This is a genomic window from Pedobacter sp. N36a (assembly GCF_014472395.1).
Classification (GTDB): Bacteria; Bacteroidota; Bacteroidia; order Sphingobacteriales; family Sphingobacteriaceae; genus Pedobacter.
This window is the reverse complement of sequence record NZ_JACSZW010000009.1, coordinates 1-18,941: the sequence shown is the minus strand read 5'-3', so window position 1 is coordinate 18,941 and position 18,941 is coordinate 1. Positions and strand designations below refer to the sequence as shown.

The window sequence follows — 18,941 nt, the reverse complement described above, 5'->3', positions numbered from 1 at the left end:
TACACCTGTTTCTTTAAAAGAAATTGACTAGCAAATTCCGACGAATCCGCTGAGCTTTAAATTAAAAACACGACAAAGGTACGAAAAAAGAGGCTAAAAAACAAGTCCGCTGCCAAATTAGCTACTCAGTAATGGGGATACACCTGACCAGAATATGATAGAAAAAGACGAATAAAAGCCTACTTTTGGGTCTTTAAAAATCTTGAAAACCCTTATGGATTTAACGAATCTGGCCAAACAGATGGCCTTCATTCACGAAATTGACAAACTCAAATATATACAGCGAAAAACGCGTCTATTCAACAGTATGCGACATGAAAACGATGCGGAGCACAGCTGGCACCTCGCGATGATGGCCATGGTACTTGCCGAGCACGCGAATGAAAAAGTAGACGTAATGAAAGTGGTCAAGATGCTGCTCATTCACGACATTGTAGAGATCGATTCAGGAGATATTTTTTTATATGATACCAACGCGAATCACGACAATACTGTAGAAGAACAGAAGGCTGCGGCAAGAATTTTTGGCCTTTTACCCGTACAGCAAGCAAAAGAATTTATTTCACTATGGGAAGAATTTGAAGCTGGAATCACTACAGAATCCAAGTTTGCCAAGACCATTGACAGACTGGAACCAGTGCTTCAAAATGTATCTAATGAAGGGGGAACCTGGAGCGAATTTGAGGTAAAATATGATACGGTGCTCAAAAAAACGTGTAGAATGAAAGAAGGTTCTGAAGTATTATGGGACCATACGCAGTATCTATTTGAAGAAAGTATCACCAGAGGTATTTTAAAGAAAAATTAACATTGAAAAAGATTGGGATGATCAACAATGAAAACGAGAAAATACTCACCTGGTTCGTTTATGAGCCGGATCGTTACCATAAAGTCAGCCTAAAAGATGAAGTACCGGTCGCCTACGAAACTTTCTACTTAAGTGATTTGAAACAATGTATCAGAAGATTTTCACAAAAAAATGAGTTCATGCCTGATATGGATCTCCGATCAAGCTATGATCATCTGGGTCGACTGATTAAAGAAAGCACACCCGATTCTGAACTTATTTATGAATATCTGAACGATGAGGAAGATGTTTATACAAAATTTAGCTATTAACAGCTTAAGTCCTAAAAAGTTGGTTAGTATTAATGAAATGGCCTGGGACAATAACCGCCAGATGGTTACTGGCAAAACAGCTGGTTTATTCACTACATTTAAATACATCAGGCATATGGAAGACAATTGCAAGACCCGCTCCTATGTATACAATGAAAATGACCGACTGATGAGTACCACATTAGAGTCCTGCAATTAAGGAAGCAGCGCTCTTCAAAGAAAGGCCTGGATGTGCTCGGGAAGAGATGTGCCTTGGCATAGGGTTCGGAGGGGGTTGCTAGAGGGTTGGGGTAGCCGAGACTAAGGCAACCCCCTCCGAACCCCCTCCGAACCCCCTCCGAACCCTATACTAAGGCCGACCAGTATCCGAACACTACCCGACCACAAACCGACCAATTACTGACTATTTCTTCGTTTTTTCGATAACCAAAATTGTAATGCTTTCGGTATCTTCAAAAAGAATACGCTCGCTACTCCTTGACAAAAAACTTCCCCGACAGCGGATTTATAGAAATTATTTTACGGATCAAAAGATGACACGAAATACCTGCATATTTGTAAAGTGAACACCTTGATTCCAGAAAAATAATTGAGTTACAGTTGGAAATATGATCAATTTCCAGGAGAAACGCTGGTCAGTTTTACACTAGCTGAAAGCGAAGACCAGGTTAAAACTTAAACCTACCGGAATAGAAACCTTTCGCAGCGACAATCCTGATTTTTCCAGGGACTCATTTTAGCAAGGCTGGACCTATATTCTAGGCACATCATTGAAAAATTTTGTAGAAAATAGCGCATAACCCATAATATCTCAGATCAGAAAGCCTGATTTTTAAATTAGAAGCAATAACTTGCGCCTTCAAATCCTGAAAATTTTATGGCATCATCCAGAAAAGCGGCGTTAAGCTTCATTTTCATCACCATGTTATTGGACGTGATTGGCATTGGGCTGATTATTCCGGTATTCCCTCAATTGATAGAACAATTGATCCATGGCAATATCAGTGAAGCTTCACAATGGAGCGGTTTACTCATGTTTGCTTATGCCATTATGCAATTCATTTGTGCGCCAATCATAGGAAACCTGAGTGATAAATATGGCAGAAGACCAGTATTACTCTTCTCTTTGTTTGGCTTCGGCATCGATTATATTTTCCTGGCTTTGGCGCCAAGTATCTGGTGGTTATTCCTCGGACGGATCATTGCAGGCATGTTTGGTGCCAGTATGACTACTGCTACAGCCTATATTGCCGACATCAGTACACCCAAAAACAGGGCTCAAAACTTCGGCTTAATTGGCGCGGCCTTCGGTCTGGGCTTTGTAGTTGGTCCTGCTTTAGGCGGACTGCTTGGCGAGCTTGGCCCAAGAGTTCCTTTTATTGCGGCGGCAGTACTTACATTTATCAATGTGATTTACGGCTATTTTGTACTGCCAGAATCACTGGATAAGGCCCACCGACGTCCTTTTGAGTGGTCCAGAGCAAATCCGATGGGTTCCTTACTTTGTCTCAAAAAGTACAAAGGCGTTGGTGGTTTAATTGTGTCTTTAATTTTCATTTATATTGCTGGTCAGGCGCTGCAAAGTACCTGGACTTTCATCAATATCGAACGTTTCCAATGGAATACTTTCCTCATCGGAATTTCACTGGCCACTGCCGGAATTTTGGTAGCATTGGTTCAGGGTGGCTTAATCAGGTATACGAGTCCGCGGTTAGGTAATGAAAAGAGCATTTATATCGGGCTCGCCTTTTCTGTCCTGGGTATGTTGTTATTCGCCTTTGCCAACCAAAGCTGGATGATGTTTGCCTTTCTTGTGCCTTATTGTCTGGGTGGAATTGCGGGTCCTGCATTGCAGGCCACGATCTCTCAAAACGTCCCACAAAATGAGCAAGGAGAGTTACAAGGTGCTTTAACCAGTCTGATGAGTGCTACTTCGATTGTTGGGCCGCTGCTCATGACCAATTTATTTGCCTGGTTTACCAGTCCTAAAGCACCATTTAAATTTTCTGGTGCTCCCTTCCTTGCTGCTGCAGTATTTATGCTGATCAGCTTATGGATTTGCAGGAACACCATGAAAAAAGAATCTTTTATTAATAGAAAATAGCAACGGCTTTTAAGGATTTTCTCTGATCAGTATAACCGATGGAAATGTGACGTCGGCGATACTGATCTCTTCCATTCCCTTTTGTTGAAAACCATATTTCGCATAGAAAGCGATCATTTCCAGAGCATCAGATCTTTCTCTGATCTTCAAAACCTCATAAGATTTGCAGACATTCAGAAATTTTTCCATCAGGAACTCCTTCGCCCCGCTTTCTTTATAAGCATCCAGCACTTCCAGATCTTCGAGGTGTACCACTCGTTTATCTTTCAACGCTTCTGGCACATCTCCATTCCCGCTGAAGTAGGCATATCCTGCAGGCTGATCCTCCACATAAACCACGATCAATTGATTAGAAAATGTATTTAAATTGCTGATGATGGTATCCGTATTGAATTTATCGAACAAGTAGTTTTCGATTTGACTGGGGCTGAGTAATCCTGTATACTTCTCCTGTGCGCGTTTTTCTCCCAGTTCTTGCAGCAGGGCAATTCCTTCTTCGGAAGCTATCGTAAACTTTGTTTTTATCTTATTTTCCATATTAATTGTCATTAAGGATCAATCCCAGATTGGCTATTGATCCGTATTTCTGGGGCAAATTAAGTATTGAAAAAAGATAAAAGGGGTTCAGTATCCTATGATCCATGGGGTACAGATCTTATTCCCGAATGACACTTCCTGCAAATAACCCTGCCTGTTTCAGTACATTCTCTCTGGAAGGAGTATACTTCATTGCAAAAACGATTCTAAAATATTGCTCGAAGGCATTGCTGTAGGAAAAAGTATAACCGGGAGTGAAGCGCACGCCAATTTCCTCGCAATGGTAATGAAACTTTACCATATCAATAGCTCTTTCCATTTTAAGCCAGATGCTATAGCCTCCTTTTGGGGTAGATATCAGTGTTTTCTCTGGAAAATGAGTAGAAATCAGCTCCATGGTCTGGTAACACTGGCTAGCCAATTTCATACGGAAAGAACGAATATGACGTTCGTAGCTGTTGGTTGATAAAATGTTCAGCATGGTTTCCTGGTACACTGGAGCTACAGTACTGCCCAGGGAAAACTTGATTTGTTCCGCTTCTTTAAAAAACCTTCCCGTAAACAGCCAGCCTAAACGAATTCCTGAGGCCAGGGTTTTAGAAAAAGAGGAAAAGGTCATGACCAATCCACTGCCGTCCATGGAGCTGATGTTTCCCGGACGGTGGTCTCCAAAATTAAGGTCCCCATAAACATCATTTTCAATGATGGGAATGTCTCGCATTTTTGCAATTTCCAGTAACCTCAATTTGTGCTCATCAGACATCAGGAAGCCCGTAGGATTATGAAAATTTGGGGTAAGTGCAATCGCTTTTATAGGAATCGTCTTTAGGGTTTCCTCCAGAAAACCCAGGTCAAAACCATCAGTATTCAACACTGGAATCTCTACAATTTTAAGCTTTAAAGTAGTCAGTACCTGCAACATTGAAAACACACATGGGCTTTCAATCGCCACCGCATCACCCGCAGTGGTTACAGCGGCCAGGGCGATATAAAATGCTTGTAATGCCCCATCAGTAATGATCAAGCCTTCGCTATCAAAAGTTCCATGGTTTAAGGCCGAGTGTTTTGTAATCTGCTCTTTCAGCGACTCAGAGCCATTGGAAGGATAGTATCTGAGCAGTTTTGTTCCCTTTTCGCGGATCACCTGCTGCATATTTCTCAGGATCATTTTCTGAGGGATAAATAAATCATCCGGAGCAGCTACATTAAATTCACTGACACTGTGGCGATGCCCTGGATTTATGCTCGCTGTGATGGCTAGCAAATTGTTTCTAAACAGCTCATCTCTGAGCCTGGTTTGGGTCGGGGGGTTAGTGACCACAGCGCCAGTGTTTACTTTCCGCAATGCCACATAATATCCTGATTTGGGGACGCATTCTACCAGCCCCATAATAATTAAAAGCTCATAGGCTTTATTAATGGTACTTAAACCTGCTTTATATTGCTGTTTTAAGCTTCTAACCGAAGGCAGTTTATGTCCTGGTTTTAACCTTCCTTCGGTAATGTTAATTGCAATCTCGGCAGAGATCTCTTCATATCTATACTTGTCCATAGGAAAATTTAACCATCAAATTTACTCATTTTGATGGTGCTGTTTATAGGCTATATTCACCCTTGAAAATGTGGAGAACCCTGTGGATAAAGAGTGGATAACCGGTGGATAACACTGTGAACAACCATGTGGATAAAATACTATTTAAAACCTCCCTCTTTGTTAATCAGCTTAAAATAAGCCTCTAAATTCACTCCTAAAGAGGTTTCAAATGCCGCTTTCAAATCTTCTGGCTGAGGGTGCTTATTCTTCCATAAACTGAAATAATATTGAAACGCTTTGTCCATCTTTTCTCTTCCTACTTCATTTTCCAAAATGAATAGCCATAAAGCGGTTTTCACATAGGAAGCCATGCTATATTCATCGGAACTGCTAAATTTATCAGAAGGAGTTTCAATGGCTGCTTTCATTGGAATTGAGGCCAGGGCATTATAGATACTGGATAGAAATTCTTTTTCCGGCATTTTCTTTACTTGTTCAGGAATGGCATCTCCAAACAGACTATTGGAGCGATATTTTTCCGCTTCATATCTGAATTGAAAATAAGTATTCAACCCTTCATCCAGCCAGGCATGCTGACGTTCATTGCTGCCCAGCATACTCATGAACCAATTGTGTCCTACTTCATGCGTAATGACCGCATCTAAAGTTTCTTTTTTAGCATCTGGACTGGTAATTAAAGTAATGGTTGGGTACTCCATTCCACCACTTGAATTGTTAACCGGTCCTTCAACCACTTGAACCACGGGATATTCATATTCACCAATCCATTTGCTGTAATGCTTTACCGCATCTTTGGTATAATCGATACTGTTGGTCCATAAAGTAGGTTTTTTATTGTGGTAATAGGTAAAAGCATCCACCACTTTTCCGGAAGCCAGCTGCGCGGTATCATACTGGATCACAAAATTCTTTGCAGCAAACCAGGCAAAATCAGGCACATTATTAATTTCATACGTTAACGTCTTGGTTGGAGACTTGTGGATCGATTTATAAAGCTCCGGCTTCCCGGTCCTGTTTGCGGCGTTTGCGGCACCCAATTTTTTATACAGGGCCAGTTCATCGGCAGTCTGTAATACTCCCGTAGCCCCCACTACATAGTCTGAAGGTAGGGTAATGTTGACCTTAAAGGCAGCATATTCACTATAAAACTCTCCCATATCGAGATATGGGAATTCATGCCAGCCACTTTTATCAAATACTGCAGGTTTTGGATACCACTGACAAATCATAAACTCTCCATCGGCAAAACCGGATCTCGAGAAATAGGAAGGTAGTTTTACATTGAAGTCTGTACTGATATTGACAGATTCTCCAGGTTTTAAAGGAGTCGGTAATTTTACTTTAATCACATCAATATATTGCGGATTTGGATGCGCTTCTGTAACCGCAGTTTGCCCATTCACTTTAAAATTTAACCCATCGATACTGCCGAAAGTATATTTTTCCATTTTCTTAGTTCTACTGGTATCATTTTTTAATTGCTGGAACAGTGCGGTAGATTCCTGCTTATAGGCATTTGGCCAGATGTGGAACCAGATGAAATCGAGGGTGCTGGGAGAATTATTTTTGTAAACGATCTGTTCTGAGCCTGCAAGGGTCTTTGCCTGGTCATTTAAGGCGACATCTATTTTATAACTGACTTCTTGCTGCCAATATTTATCCTGTGCAAAACCGAAACTGCTAAAGCAGACAAAAAGGATGATCAAGCATTTTTTCATGCGTATGTTATTGTTTTAAAGGTAATGGTGTCCTTTCCTGGGCACCTCATTTATGTTTCTTCTAAGGTATTCTTTTCTATGGAAGCTTCGTAGGCCTTCTGGGACTCAAAGATCAAGCCTTTTCCTCCCTACTGAACTCATAGAATTGCTAATTGCATGAGAATAAGGATAATATTAACACAATTTAACATTTACGTTTAATTTCTTTAGGGAAAAAATATTTAGATTTAATACAACCTAAGCAATTGACCACAAATGTTCCACAAAGAAAGCTATGAACTTCATGAAAAATGGTACAATGAAAAGTTTCCAACCCCGGAAGCTAAATCCGCGTACTTTAAAAAGAGCAGATATGAAGATACCACCAATATAGGTTCATGGTTACAAAGTTTATTTTTTGATTGCCTCAATCCACTTTTAAAAAACAGAAGTCAGAAATGGCTCACTGTTGGAGATGCTTATGGTTTTGATGCCAGATACATCCTGAACAATGGTAATCAGGCTACTGCAACCGACCTGAACACAGACTTTCTGAGGATTGCCCATCAGGAAGGAATAGTCAATGATTTCCGTTCAGAAAATGCGGAAAAACTATCTTTTGATGACAATTCGTATGATTTTGTACTCTGTAAAGAGTCTTACCATCACTTTCCAAGACCTTATTCCGCTTTGTACGAAATGATTCGGGTTTGTAAAAAAGGTATCGTGATCATAGAACCGCAGGATCCAATTTCAAAAATGCCATTGCTGCTTTTTATGGTAAACACCTTAAACTCGATCAAAAACAATCTTGGCTCCAGCGTCTGGAAAAACCGGTTCTCTTATGAACCTGTGGGCAATTTTATCTATAAAGTATCGGAGCGTGAGTTTGAGAAGTTTGCAGCCGGACTTAATCTACCGATGGTTGCCTTTAAGCGCATCAATCCGAATTTCTATTTCAGCGGTGCTGAAGGAATTACGGCAGATAACCGCAGCAAAAAATTCAGATCTATTTGTCTTAAAAAGTCGATTCTTGACCTGCTGTTAAAATTAAAAATCATTCCAGGACAAGTTTTATCAGCCATAATTTTTAAAGAAATACCTACAGCTGAAGCAGTCCAGCAACTTAAAAAAGAAGGGTATAAATTACAGAATATCCCAAAAAACCCATACCTTAATTAACGCGTCAGCCGGGTTAAACACAGGTCTTAAACCAGTGGCTGGCCTATATTTATAGGGGAAATTGATCGTGCCATGAATACCAACATACACCTTAGCAGAACGAATCCTGATCATTTAGATTTCAGGAAACTCATTGCGCTTTTAGATGAAAATCTGAGTGAAAACAATGGGGAAGCGCAATCTTTTTTTAATCAGTTCAATAAAACTGATCACATTAAACATGTTTTGATCGCTTACATGGAAGGGGTTGCAATTGGCTGTGGATCTATTAAAGAATATGATTCCGGCACCATGGAGGTGAAACGTATGTTTGTACATCCAGAGTTTCGGAATATCGGTATTGCCACAAACATCCTCTTTCACCTGGAAAAATGGGCAAAAGAGATGGGGTACGAGAGGTGTATTCTGGAAACCAGCGACAAGCAGAAGGAAGCGGTAATTTTATATCAGAAAAGAGGATACCATCAGATTCCAAATTATGCCCCATATGAGGGCGTACCAGGCAGCATTTGTATGGAGAAGAAACTAAAAGACCTTTCTACTGCTGTTTAGGCTATAGAAAGGTCTCTCCTATAATCGTTATTGGGAATATTTAACTAGGCTTCTTCATTAATGGATTCCCATAACATATCTTTCAATTCTGTTAAGCCTTTTTGAGCTACAGAAGAGATAAAGATTGATGGAACATGCGTAGGAATGTCCTTTTTCATTTCTGTCATCAATTCTTCATCCAGCATATCAGATTTCGTGATGGCTAATAAATGAGGTTTTTGCATCAATTCCGGATTGTAATCTCTCAGTTCGGTTTTCAGAATCTCATATTCCTCCGCAATGGTACGGTGTGTATCCGCAGGTACCATAAACAGCAATACTGAGTTTCTTTCGATATGACGAAGAAAGCGAAATCCTAAACCTTTACCTTTTGAAGCGCCTTCAATAATTCCAGGAATATCAGCCATTACAAATGACTTACCGCCACGGTAGGCTACAATACCCAGATTTGGAACTAAAGTAGTAAAAGGATAATCTGCGATTTCTGGTTTCGCTGCCGACAATACAGATAGCAATGTTGATTTTCCGGCGTTAGGGAAACCTACCAGACCTACATCAGCAAGGACTTTTAATTCCAGTACCATCCATTGTTCTTTACCAGATTCACCTGGCTGAGCAAAACGTGGCGTTTGCTGGGTTGGCGTTTTGAAATGCCAGTTTCCCAATCCACCACGCCCCCCTGGTGTCAGGATTTTAGTTTCTCCATCTTTAGTGATTTCGAAAAGTACTTCCCCTGTTTCCGCATCTTTAGCGATGGTTCCAAGAGGTACATCTAAAATTTCATCTTTACCAAATTTACCGGAAGAGGTACCGCTTGAGCCTGGCTGACCATCCTGAGCGATGATGTGCTTACGGTATTTTAAATGGAGCAAAGTCCAGAATTGTGAGTTTCCTCTCAATATGATGTGTCCACCGCGCCCGCCATCACCACCATCAGGACCACCTGTAGAAGTGCGTATATCACGATGCAAGTGTGCAGAACCTGCCCCTCCCTTACCTGAGCGACAGCATATTTTAACATAATCTACAAAATTTGAACCTTGCGACATAACCTTCTTTTTTAAAAATAAAAAAGCCGACTTAAAAGTCGGGCTTTTGCGATACTGATTTTAAACAGCACCAAATTTATGATAAATATGCCGGAGTTTCCGGCACATCTTTTATACTAATACTGATCAACAACCGCACGTAACTCGGTAAAGATCGCATCGATATTACCGATACCATTGACTTTACTTAGTTTACCTTGTGCTTCGTAATATGGCAAAACATGAATGGTTTTGCTAAAATACTCGTCGATTCTTTTTTGCAGTTTATCTGCCTGATCATCCGCACGACCGCTTTCCAACTGACGCTGCGCGATACGTTTGGTTAATTCTTCCTGATCAACATCTAAAGCGATTACACCTGCAATATTGCTGCCTTTGCTCTCTAAAAATTCATCCAGCGCAATTGCCTGAGGAACTGTACGAGGAAAACCGTCGAAAATAAAGCCTTTAGCTTCTGGGTTTTTATCCACTTCTTCTTCCAGCATAGCGATGGTAATCTCATCAGGAACCAATTGTCCGTCTGCGATCAACTCACTTACTTTCTGCCCTAATGGTGATTGATTTTTAATGTGAGCCCTAAAAAGGTCACCTGTGGAGATGTGGATCAATTGATACTGGTCGATCAATTTCTGAGATTGAGTGCCTTTGCCTGCACCCGGTGGGCCAAAGAGAACAAAATTAAGCATTTGGTTTGTCTTTAAATTTAGAAAGTCTAAGGCTTTCACCTGCGACTTTAGTTTCCTATTTAGTGTAATTATTCAAATGATCCCAGCCCCAAATTCCTACCCTGCAAATCCACCTGGCAAACAAAAAGATTTCAAATCATCTGATACTTTCAGTCTTCAAAACCAGCCTATCATTTTGGAGACCATTTCTAGAGGATTCAAGGGTAAAATTGATACTTTCCATAAGAAAGAAGCCAATTTTAGCTCGAATTACCTGTTTTAACGTTCAAAACAAGTAAAGTCCTTTTGAGGTTGCAAATATATAATTATTAATTTAGTATAGTTAATTTTTGACAAATTCTTAGCCATGAATTTCCTATTTATGTTAATATTAGGAAGAAACATCGTGTAAATATAACACTATGGTGTTTGACCCTTAAAAATCAGTTTATAAAAAACTTATACAGCAGCTGATTTTGCCCGAAATAATACCTTTGATTTAGCGGAAAGTATCACAATCATCAGGGCTATACTACTCCATGCGAGCATCTGCCAGGTGGCTCCCTCCCAGCCTCCGAATTTCCAGGCGAGTAAACCGGCATAGGTTCCTACCGCAGCACCGATAAAATAAGTGGTCATATAGATCGTGTTCAACCTGCTGTGTGCCTGTTCATCCAAACTGTAAATTCTGGTGAAGTTGGTGATTTGAGTAGCTTGTACCCCAATGTCCAGAAAGAATACGCTGATCACAAGTACGGCAACAGAAAAAGGGAATAATTTGATCAGAATAATGCTGCCAATGATCATGGAAACGGTGAGGAATAAAGACTTGTAAACACTCCCTTTGTCTGCCAGTTTCCCAAAATACGGAGCTACTAAAGCCCCTCCAATGGCAATCAGGCCAAATAAACCAATGGTACCCGCATGGAAATTTAAAGGAGCTGCACTTAAATGAAAAGTAAGCGTCGTCCAGAAGGAACAGAATACCCCAAAAGTAAAGGCACCGAGGATTGCTGCCTGTCGGAGCACCTTGTATTCTTTGATTAAGGATAATGTTGATTTGAGTAGACTCACATAATTGCCTTTGAATTTTGCCGGTGCTTCAGGAAGGTATATTTTCAATAAAACACTGACGATAAGGACCATAAATGCGGAAAGTGCAAATACGGAACGCCAGCCAAAAAATTCGGTTAGCAGGCCAGCGATGACCCTTGCACCTAAAATTCCAACCAGGATTCCACTAAAGACTTTCCCTACAGTTGCACCACGGTTTTCCTTTCCTAAGGTTGCGGCCATTGGCAGAATAATCTGTGCCGGTGTAGAGAACAAACCAACAAAGAAACTGAGTACGGAAATTTGTAAAAGTGTATTTGAAAAACTTACTAATATTAAGCTGAGGCACAATAATGCAGAGAGTAAAACAATTAGGTTTTTGCGGTTTACTTTATCGCCCAATGGCAGCAAAAAAAACATCCCCAGTCCATATCCCAGCTGTGAAATCATAGATATTTTGCCGATTTCGCTTTCTGAAGCCTGCATGGTTAAGCCGATTTCTCTAAGAATAGGCTGGTTATAATACACGTTTGCTACTATAATACCTGCGGAAACTGCCATTAAAGGAATCACTCCAGTGCGTATCTTTGTACTTTGATTGGGTAACATAATTAATCGTTTGATGAATGCTGCAAAGCTATTATCCGAGCGCTCCTGGAAATGGTAGATATCCATCTTATACTTGTAAAAAGCAACTGTGAAAAGATTTATTCAGCATGAAGCCTTATTTGTGAGGCATTTTGAAACGGAAAAATGGCCTTTTCCTTTGCACAACCATGACCATTATGAATTGGTATTTATTCATTCTGGCAAGGGCATACATTCTCATAATCAGGTAGATCAGCGGTATTCCGGGAGAAGTTTATTCTTGCTAGCTCCACAGGATGCTCATATTTTCGAGATTGAAGCGCTTACAGAATTCAGTGTATTGAAGTTCAATCATCTCTACCTGGAAGGGGTATCAAATGAAAAATCTTCTGCCGCATGGAGAAAACTCGTAGATCATTTATTAGCCATTGCCGCTACTTATGACACCTGTTTGGTGAAATCTGAGCAGGATATGGAAAAAATTGAGCAGTTGATGCGGTTAATTGTGCAGGAATGGGAAGCCAATCCTGGAATCGGCAATGAGGTAATGTTTCATTTGATACGTGGTGTATTCAGTATTCTCAAAAGAAATGCAATTGGAAACATTATTGCTCAGCCCTCCTCTAATGGCGACCTGGTGATTTCTATTATTGAATTTATCCATGCGCACATTCATCAACCGGAATCTCTGAAGCTCAGTGTTTTGGCGCTACATTTCAATTTCTCTCCAAACTATTTGAGCAGCCTGTTTAAGCGGCAGGTAAAAGTTTCTATTAAACAGTATATTGACGATTATAAATATAAATTGATTGAAACGCAGCTGAGTTCTGGTGGTAAAATTAAAAAAGAAATCAGCAACGAATTTGGCTTTAACGACCTGAGTCACTTCCTGAAGTTTTTAAAGAAATATGCAAATGCCAGTCCAGCGGTATTGTCTAGAAATGACAATGGCACTTTAGCACCCTAGTGCAGAGATCCGATGGTTCTTTGCGATTGTTCGGTTCAATTATTCTAATCTTTTTTCGTTAGTTTTTGCCATTCCTTTAAATTTTTGTCCGTACCTTCTAGTGTGAAAATCATTTCCAACATGACCGATGGAGGTAATTTTTGTATGGGCAGATTATTTTTATTAACATCCTTAGTACTGAGTTTATTCTTTTTGGCCCCTGCTTTCTCACAAGATCAGCATCGGGACCCTGACCGTATTGTGGGCAAATGGATCACTGAAAAGAAAAACCTAATCGTAGAAGTCTATAAGCAAAATCATAAATACAAAGCAAAAATAGTTTGGTTCGATGATACCGACGACCTCAACAGGCCTGCAGAAATGAGAAGAGATGAGCAAAATCCTGATCCGGCTTTAAGGAAACGGAAGATACTTGGCCTGGAAATCCTTAAGCTCCTCACCTTTAATAAAGAAAGTAACAGCTGGGAAGATGGGGTGATCTACGACGCATTAACCGGTAAAGAATGGAGCTCCTACGTTTTTATCACCAATAAAGGTTTGCTGAGGGTAAAAGGTTACTGGCGTTTTAAGATATTCTCAAAAAGTGTAGATTTTATGCCGGTCAAATAGCAGTATCATTTTGCAGCCATAACATTGCTGGAATTATTTTATTTCAAACCAGAAAGAACACAGAATTACTTTGTAATAGCATATTGACTCTGTTTACGGTCTTAGCCGATAAGTTTCATTGTAAATCTGCAATCGTAATTATTTGATCGTTTACCACTGCGCCACCATACCGCCTCAGCAGTATTCGGATACGGGCAAAATAACTACAGCACTAATAAGCCTGAATCCCTTAGGTTATAAATAGGTTCGGAGTACCAAAACAGTTCAAAAAGTTCCATTGACTGCTCATAATCAGCCTTGATTTCCTGGAAAGTATATACCTGGGTATTGGATGCCGCTATTTTCTGTAAGATAGCGCTCAGCCATTCTCCTTCCTTTTTATCGGCCTGAATGGTAAAGCTTTCTTTTTTATCATGAAAAGTTAGCACCATGGTTTCCGAAGGTTTATTCTTTTTATACTTCGTAAAGATTTCAGTATCGGGTTTCCCTCCTAACCATACTACTTTAGCGGTTGGTTTGGTATTCAGTTTACTATCTTCTTTTATGGCTTTTTCAATAAAGTCGGCAGGGATTTCTGTTTTTGGGATTTTGAAATCAAACCATTCCTGCAATTTATACTCGAAACAGATGCCGTGCATGAAGTTAAACAGTGATTTTTTTAGGCCGAAACTGAATTTGTTATGGTCTATTCCTGTTTTATCGATGTAATTGATGTCGTTATTAGCAAAAGTGCCTATGGCTTCTGTTTCCTTTACCACACCAAATTTCTCTGGATAGAGGCCAACGGGACTGTGAGCAGTCATTGCAAACTGGTGCCAGAAACCTGATTGTAAAACACCTGCTTCAAATAATTGTCTGACCATTTCCAGACTGTCTACAGTTTCCTGAACGGTTTGTGTTGGATAACCGTACATCAAATAAGCATGCACCAGAATCCCTGCTTCCGTCAGGTTTCGGGTAACACGGGCTACCTGTTCCACCGTTACGCCTTTATCAATTAGTTTCAATAAGCGATCAGATGCAACCTCTAAACCACCCGAGACGGCGATACAGCCTGAGGCTTTCAGCAAGATACATAAATCTCTGGTAAAGCTTTTTTCAAAGCGAATATTTGTCCACCAGGTCACAGAAATTTTTCTTCTTAGAATCTCTAATGCCACTTCCCTCATTAATGCTGGAGGTGCCGCCTCATCTACAAAGTGAAAGCCATTCTGACCGGTTTTTTCGCTGAGTTCTTCTATCCGATCTACGATCAGTTTAGCCGCAACAGGTTCATAGACTTTAATATAATCTAAAGAGATGTCGCAAAATGTACATTTCCCCCAATAGCAGCCATGTGCCATTGTCAGTTTATTCCATCGTCCATCACTCCACATCCGGTGCATTGGATTTACGATTTCTATGACCGAAATGTATTGATCTAATTGTAAGTCGCTATAATCAGGTGTGCCTACATCCGCTTGTTTATAATCACTTCTTAAGGCATCATTTCTATAAGAAACTGCTCCATTCTCTAATAGAAAAGTTCTTTTGTACAAATGAAATTCGCCTGGTTTGATGACCGCATTATAGATCAGTTCAATCGGCAATTCGCCATCGTCAAGCGAGATGTAATCGAAAAATTCAAATACTCTTGCATCAGAAAGGGAACGTAATTCTGTGTTTGGGAAACCGCCGCCCATAGAGATTTTAACCTCAGGATAGTTTCTTTTCACATACTGCGCGCATCGGAAAGCGGCATATAGATTCCCTGGAAAAGGAACAGAAATCAAGAACATTTTAGGTTGAATCAGCGCAAGCTTTGCTTCCAGAATCTCCATCAGGAGTTTATCCATATAGGTATATTCCTGATTTAGGGCTTCGTAAAGCTCATCAAATGAGTTGGCGCTCCTGCCTAATCTTTCAGCATAACGGCTAAAACCAAAATTCGGGTCAATACATTCGATGATGAAATCTGAGATATCTTCCAGGTACAAAGTAGCCAAATGCTTTCCTTTGTCTTGCGTCCCCATGCTTCCAAATGCCCAATCCAACTCATCCAATTGCTCAAACCTTGAGGCTTCCGGTAGATAATCCTCCTGGCAAATCTGCAAAGCCAAAGTTGGATTTTTCCCTTGCAGGAAAGCAATCACCGCATCAATAGATTTGATATACTCCCCTTTTAAAGCCTGAATCCGTCTTGCATTCGGACTTTTTTGGGGGCTGGCTTTTTTCTCCGCATGAGCGAACAATTCTTCCAAACCTTTCCTTGAAAATAAAGCCAAAATCACTTCAATACCTAAATCAGCCTGAGTCGATGAAATATTTTTGGTATTCAAAAAACCTTTAATATAAGCAGTTGCAGGATACGGGGTATTCAGCTGGGTAAAGGGAGGGGTGACAAGGAAAAGATCTGTTTTCAAAATGGAATTACTATTACTTCGCAAAAATACGATAATAGTTTGGAATGCCATGAATCCAAAAAGGGCCCTTCGATTAAAGGAACAGTCTATTAGGATTTAAGCTCCATCGGAGAAATGCTTCCTGATCAGTTCCAGATAATTTTCATTATTAGATCGTTTGAAAATAATGTCCTGACGACGTTCAGTCCGTAAGTTGTCAGCATTTCATCGATCTTATTTTTCATATGACCTGGGACTGGCTTTTTAAGCAATTAAAATTCACACCTGTACCGGACGAAATTACAACTTTAAGAGGAAGAAGGCCGGAAATCAAATTCACTTTAACCAGGCACAAAAATACCTAGTTTTTTTTCTATCTTTCTCTTACCTATGTTATATCTCTTAATCGCCCTAATTTGCTTGCTAATAGTTGGCAGCATCTATTATTACAACACACTTGTGAATAAGAAAAACAGGATGAAAGAAGCCTGGAGCGGAATTGACGTGTATTTAAAGAAACGGTATGAATTGATTCCTAACCTCATTGAAACGGTTAAAGGTTATGCCAATCATGAACAGAAACTGATGCAAGATCTGGTTCGGCTGCGAAATGAAGCGATTCAGGCCCATCAAAATCAAGAGAAAATCAATAGCGAGAACCATCTTTCGGAAAACATCAGCAGACTGATGCTGATTGCTGAAAGCTATCCTGATTTGAAGGCAAATACGAATTTCCAACTACTCCAAACTCAATTGGAAACCATAGAATCTGAAATTGAACTTTCCCGAAGATATTACAACGGCACAGTGAGGGAGCATAACAATCAGGTTCAGTCCTTCCCTTCCAACCTTGTTGCCTCGGTATTTGGATTCGAAAACGGCGTTTTCTTCGAAATAAACAATTCTACAGAACGCGATCCAGTAAAAGTTTCTTTTTAAAAGCATCATTATGAAACTCAAACATCTATTTACGCGGCTTAGTGTGTCCCTGATTTTGCTATTCCTTCCTGCTTTGTTCACAAAAACTTTAGCGCAGGAACCACTTACTCCACAAAGCGCGCAGGAAAACCATTCTGAAAGAATCATTTCTTTTCACAGCGACATCAGGATTGACACTTCAGGTATGATGTACCTATCTGAAAAAATCAAGGTTTATGCATCTGGATCCCAGATTAAACGTGGTATTGTCAGGAGTATTCCGGTTTATCGAAAAGATATATTTGGCGACAGGAAATCTGCCGATTTTAAGATAACGAGCATTTTAAGGGATGGAAAAAAAGAAAACTATAAGACCAAAAACGATGGCAGCATCCGCAGTATCTATATGGGGAATGAGGATATTATTCTAGATCCAGGCATCTATACTTATGAAATCAATTACCAAACTAAAGGGCAGGTCGGCTTCTTTAGGAACTATGATGAAATTTATTGGAATGTTACTGGTAACGACTGGGATTTCGAGATAGAAAAGGCTTCTGCGACAATTGTACTTCCTAATGGAGCACTACCGGGCAATACCGCTTGTTATACTGGCCCTTCTGGTTCCACAAGTAAAAACTGTAATATCAGCATCAATCAAGACCATTCCATCAGTTTTCAAACTACTGAAAGTCTGTCCACAGGAAGTGGATTTACTGTGGCTTCCGCTTTTACCAAAGGGATTATACACAGGCCCTCTAATTTAGAACTCTTTTACCAGGACTATCTGAAAATAACCTTGACATTGCTGCTGCTGATTGGTCTTGGAACTTACTATTACATCAGCTGGTCACGATATGGGCGGGATCCGCAGGAACCTGTGATCATCCCTACATTTAATATACCCAATGATTGGTCTCCAGCCCTGCTCCGTTATTTTTACATCAAAAAAATAGATGATAAGTCTTTTGCCATCTCGGTCATCAATATGGCTGTTAAAAAAGTCATAAAAATCAGCAAAGGAGTCGCGGATCCTAAAAAAGAAGATTACGCTTTGGAAAAATCAACGGGTTCAACAAATCTGCTGTCGAAAGAAGAAGATGCCATTTATGTTCGTTTCTTCAACAAAAGAAATAGGATATACATCAATAAATCGAATGGCTCGACCATCAATGCTGCAAAGAATGCGCATAGCGATCGATTGAAACCTCAGCTTGATTTAAAAAAATTCTTCATTAGTCACAAAAAATATTTGATTAAATCGACACTGATTACGCTGGCAGCATTTGCTGTTTTTATAATTTTTGTAGGAACGGGTACTCCATTGATGATGCTTTTTTTCCTTCCTTTTATTCTGATCGGGGGATTTTGCTTCTTTGGAGGATTCAAAATGATCCGCGAATCTATACCTGTAGGAATTTTTCTGATCATTTGGGGAGCAGGCTTTGGTGGTATTCCGCTATTTATGCTCCTTTCTAACCTGAGCAGATTACCCATCGTTTCGCTGGTATTCATCGCAGTCAGCACGACCATGTACGCCCTATATGTTTACTTGATCAGAGCACCTACTCCAGCAGGAACCGATGCAATCAGTAAGCTTAAAGGATTTAAAATGTACCTGGAAACGGCTGAGGAAGATCGCTTAAATCTACTGAACCCACCGGAACACACGCCAGCATTGTTTGAAAAATTTTTGCCTTATGCACTCGCACTTGATGTAGAGAATGCCTGGGGAGCCAAATTTGAAGCGCTACTCAATCAGGCAGATTACAGTCCGGATTGGTATGAAGGTGACAAATTCTATTACCCTCATATCGCCAAAAGTTTTTTCGTACCCTTTACCAGCGCAGTCAGTGCGAGCAAACCAGATACAGGCTCTTCTTCTGGATCGTCCGGAAGTTCAAGCTGGAGTTCTGGAAGTAGCGGTGGAGGTTCTTCTGGTGGAGGTGGCGGCGGGGGGGGCGG

17 protein-coding genes are annotated in these 18,941 nt (G+C 40.3%); 10 read left to right on the top strand and 7 right to left on the bottom strand.

Annotated features, from left to right (window positions below; all coding sequences use genetic code 11):
* Positions 1-214: 214 nt before the first annotated feature.
* From H9X96_RS17110 to H9X96_RS17095, 4 genes are all read left to right on the top strand, one after another.
* Positions 215-808, top strand: coding sequence for an HD family hydrolase (locus tag H9X96_RS17110; RefSeq protein WP_187667462.1), 594 nt, complete (start codon positions 215-217; stop codon positions 806-808).
* Positions 809-825: 17 nt separating this feature from the next.
* The gene (locus H9X96_RS17105; protein ID WP_187667461.1) at positions 826-1,119 is read left to right on the top strand and encodes a hypothetical protein; all 294 of its coding nucleotides are present in this window, start codon (positions 826-828) and stop codon (positions 1,117-1,119) included.
* 19 nt (positions 1,120-1,138) lie between these two features.
* Positions 1,139-1,318, top strand: coding sequence for a hypothetical protein (locus tag H9X96_RS17100; protein WP_187667460.1), 180 nt, complete (start codon positions 1,139-1,141; stop codon positions 1,316-1,318).
* A 678-nt stretch (positions 1,319-1,996) separates the two neighbouring features.
* Positions 1,997-3,223 (top strand): TCR/Tet family MFS transporter, encoded by a 1,227-nt coding sequence (locus tag H9X96_RS17095; RefSeq protein WP_187667459.1) that lies wholly within the window; start codon positions 1,997-1,999, stop codon positions 3,221-3,223.
* A 9-nt stretch (positions 3,224-3,232) separates the two neighbouring features.
* Here H9X96_RS17095 and H9X96_RS17090 read toward each other — a convergent pair whose 3' ends face one another.
* From H9X96_RS17090 to H9X96_RS17080, 3 genes are all read right to left on the bottom strand, one after another.
* The gene (locus H9X96_RS17090) at positions 3,233-3,760 is read right to left on the bottom strand and encodes a GNAT family N-acetyltransferase (protein ID WP_187667458.1); all 528 of its coding nucleotides are present in this window, start codon (positions 3,758-3,760) and stop codon (positions 3,233-3,235) included.
* Between the two features lie 118 nt (positions 3,761-3,878).
* Entirely contained in the window at positions 3,879-5,312 is a 1,434-nt protein-coding gene (locus H9X96_RS17085) for a PLP-dependent aminotransferase family protein (protein WP_187667457.1), read from the bottom strand.
* A 140-nt stretch (positions 5,313-5,452) separates the two neighbouring features.
* Positions 5,453-7,033 (bottom strand): M1 family metallopeptidase, encoded by a 1,581-nt coding sequence (locus tag H9X96_RS17080; protein WP_187667456.1) that lies wholly within the window; start codon positions 7,031-7,033, stop codon positions 5,453-5,455.
* 255 nt (positions 7,034-7,288) lie between these two features.
* Here H9X96_RS17080 and H9X96_RS17075 point away from each other — a divergent pair, with 255 nt between their 5' ends.
* Positions 7,289-8,194: a class I SAM-dependent methyltransferase gene (locus H9X96_RS17075; protein WP_187667455.1), complete on the top strand. Its 906-nt coding sequence runs from the start codon at positions 7,289-7,291 to the stop codon at positions 8,192-8,194.
* Positions 8,195-8,266: 72 nt separating this feature from the next.
* Positions 8,267-8,746 (top strand): GNAT family N-acetyltransferase, encoded by a 480-nt coding sequence (locus tag H9X96_RS17070; protein WP_187667454.1) that lies wholly within the window; start codon positions 8,267-8,269, stop codon positions 8,744-8,746.
* A 44-nt stretch (positions 8,747-8,790) separates the two neighbouring features.
* Here the strand turns inward: H9X96_RS17070 and obgE are convergent, their stop codons facing one another.
* From obgE to H9X96_RS17055, 3 genes are all read right to left on the bottom strand, one after another.
* Positions 8,791-9,795, bottom strand: a complete 1,005-nt coding sequence (obgE, locus tag H9X96_RS17065; protein ID WP_187667453.1) for a GTPase ObgE — start codon at positions 9,793-9,795, stop codon at positions 8,791-8,793.
* A gap of 116 nt (positions 9,796-9,911) precedes the next feature.
* Positions 9,912-10,481 (bottom strand): adenylate kinase, encoded by a 570-nt coding sequence (locus tag H9X96_RS17060; protein WP_187667452.1) that lies wholly within the window; start codon positions 10,479-10,481, stop codon positions 9,912-9,914.
* A 438-nt stretch (positions 10,482-10,919) separates the two neighbouring features.
* Positions 10,920-12,188 carry an MFS transporter gene (locus tag H9X96_RS17055; protein WP_222943927.1) on the bottom strand — a complete coding sequence of 423 codons (1,269 nt, stop codon included), beginning with the start codon at positions 12,186-12,188 and terminating at the stop codon, positions 10,920-10,922.
* A gap of 22 nt (positions 12,189-12,210) precedes the next feature.
* Here H9X96_RS17055 and H9X96_RS23120 point away from each other — a divergent pair, with 22 nt between their 5' ends.
* Entirely contained in the window at positions 12,211-13,068 is an 858-nt protein-coding gene (locus H9X96_RS23120) for a helix-turn-helix domain-containing protein (RefSeq protein WP_187667451.1), read from the top strand.
* Positions 13,069-13,152: 84 nt separating this feature from the next.
* Positions 13,153-13,677 (top strand): DUF2147 domain-containing protein, encoded by a 525-nt coding sequence (locus H9X96_RS17045; protein ID WP_255431154.1) that lies wholly within the window; start codon positions 13,153-13,155, stop codon positions 13,675-13,677.
* Positions 13,678-13,880: 203 nt separating this feature from the next.
* On the opposite strand, the gene H9X96_RS17040 is transcribed toward H9X96_RS17045, so the two are convergent.
* Entirely contained in the window at positions 13,881-16,079 is a 2,199-nt protein-coding gene (locus H9X96_RS17040; RefSeq protein ID WP_187667450.1) for a radical SAM protein, read from the bottom strand.
* Between the two features lie 456 nt (positions 16,080-16,535).
* Here H9X96_RS17040 and H9X96_RS17035 point away from each other — a divergent pair, with 456 nt between their 5' ends.
* Together H9X96_RS17035 and H9X96_RS17030 are read left to right on the top strand one after the other, a co-directional pair.
* Complete coding sequence (locus H9X96_RS17035) at positions 16,536-16,997, top strand: LemA family protein (protein ID WP_255431153.1); 462 nt, start codon at positions 16,536-16,538, stop codon at positions 16,995-16,997.
* A gap of 10 nt (positions 16,998-17,007) precedes the next feature.
* Positions 17,008-18,941, top strand: a 1,934-nt coding sequence (locus tag H9X96_RS17030) for a DUF2207 domain-containing protein (RefSeq protein WP_187667448.1), incomplete at its 3' end; no start/stop codon positions are given.

Excerpts from the sequence above, each read along its gene's own strand:
- H9X96_RS17110 (WP_187667462.1), top strand. The coding sequence starts at position 215 with ATGGATTTAACGAATCTGGCCAAACAGATGGCCTTCATTCACGAAATT.
- H9X96_RS17105 (WP_187667461.1), top strand. The coding sequence starts at position 826 with ATGATCAACAATGAAAACGAGAAAATACTCACCTGGTTCGTTTATGAG.
- H9X96_RS17095 (WP_187667459.1), top strand. The coding sequence starts at position 1,997 with ATGGCATCATCCAGAAAAGCGGCGTTAAGCTTCATTTTCATCACCATG.
- H9X96_RS17090 (WP_187667458.1), bottom strand. The coding sequence starts at position 3,760 with ATGGAAAATAAGATAAAAACAAAGTTTACGATAGCTTCCGAAGAAGGA.
- H9X96_RS17085 (WP_187667457.1), bottom strand. The coding sequence starts at position 5,312 with ATGGACAAGTATAGATATGAAGAGATCTCTGCCGAGATTGCAATTAAC.
- H9X96_RS17080 (WP_187667456.1), bottom strand. The coding sequence starts at position 7,033 with ATGAAAAAATGCTTGATCATCCTTTTTGTCTGCTTTAGCAGTTTCGGT.
- H9X96_RS17075 (WP_187667455.1), top strand. The coding sequence starts at position 7,289 with ATGTTCCACAAAGAAAGCTATGAACTTCATGAAAAATGGTACAATGAA.
- H9X96_RS17070 (WP_187667454.1), top strand. The coding sequence starts at position 8,267 with ATGAATACCAACATACACCTTAGCAGAACGAATCCTGATCATTTAGAT.
- obgE (WP_187667453.1), bottom strand. The coding sequence starts at position 9,795 with ATGTCGCAAGGTTCAAATTTTGTAGATTATGTTAAAATATGCTGTCGC.
- H9X96_RS17060 (WP_187667452.1), bottom strand. The coding sequence starts at position 10,481 with ATGCTTAATTTTGTTCTCTTTGGCCCACCGGGTGCAGGCAAAGGCACT.
- H9X96_RS17055 (WP_222943927.1), bottom strand. The coding sequence starts at position 12,188 with ATGGATATCTACCATTTCCAGGAGCGCTCGGATAATAGCTTTGCAGCA.
- H9X96_RS17035 (WP_255431153.1), top strand. The coding sequence starts at position 16,536 with ATGAAAGAAGCCTGGAGCGGAATTGACGTGTATTTAAAGAAACGGTAT.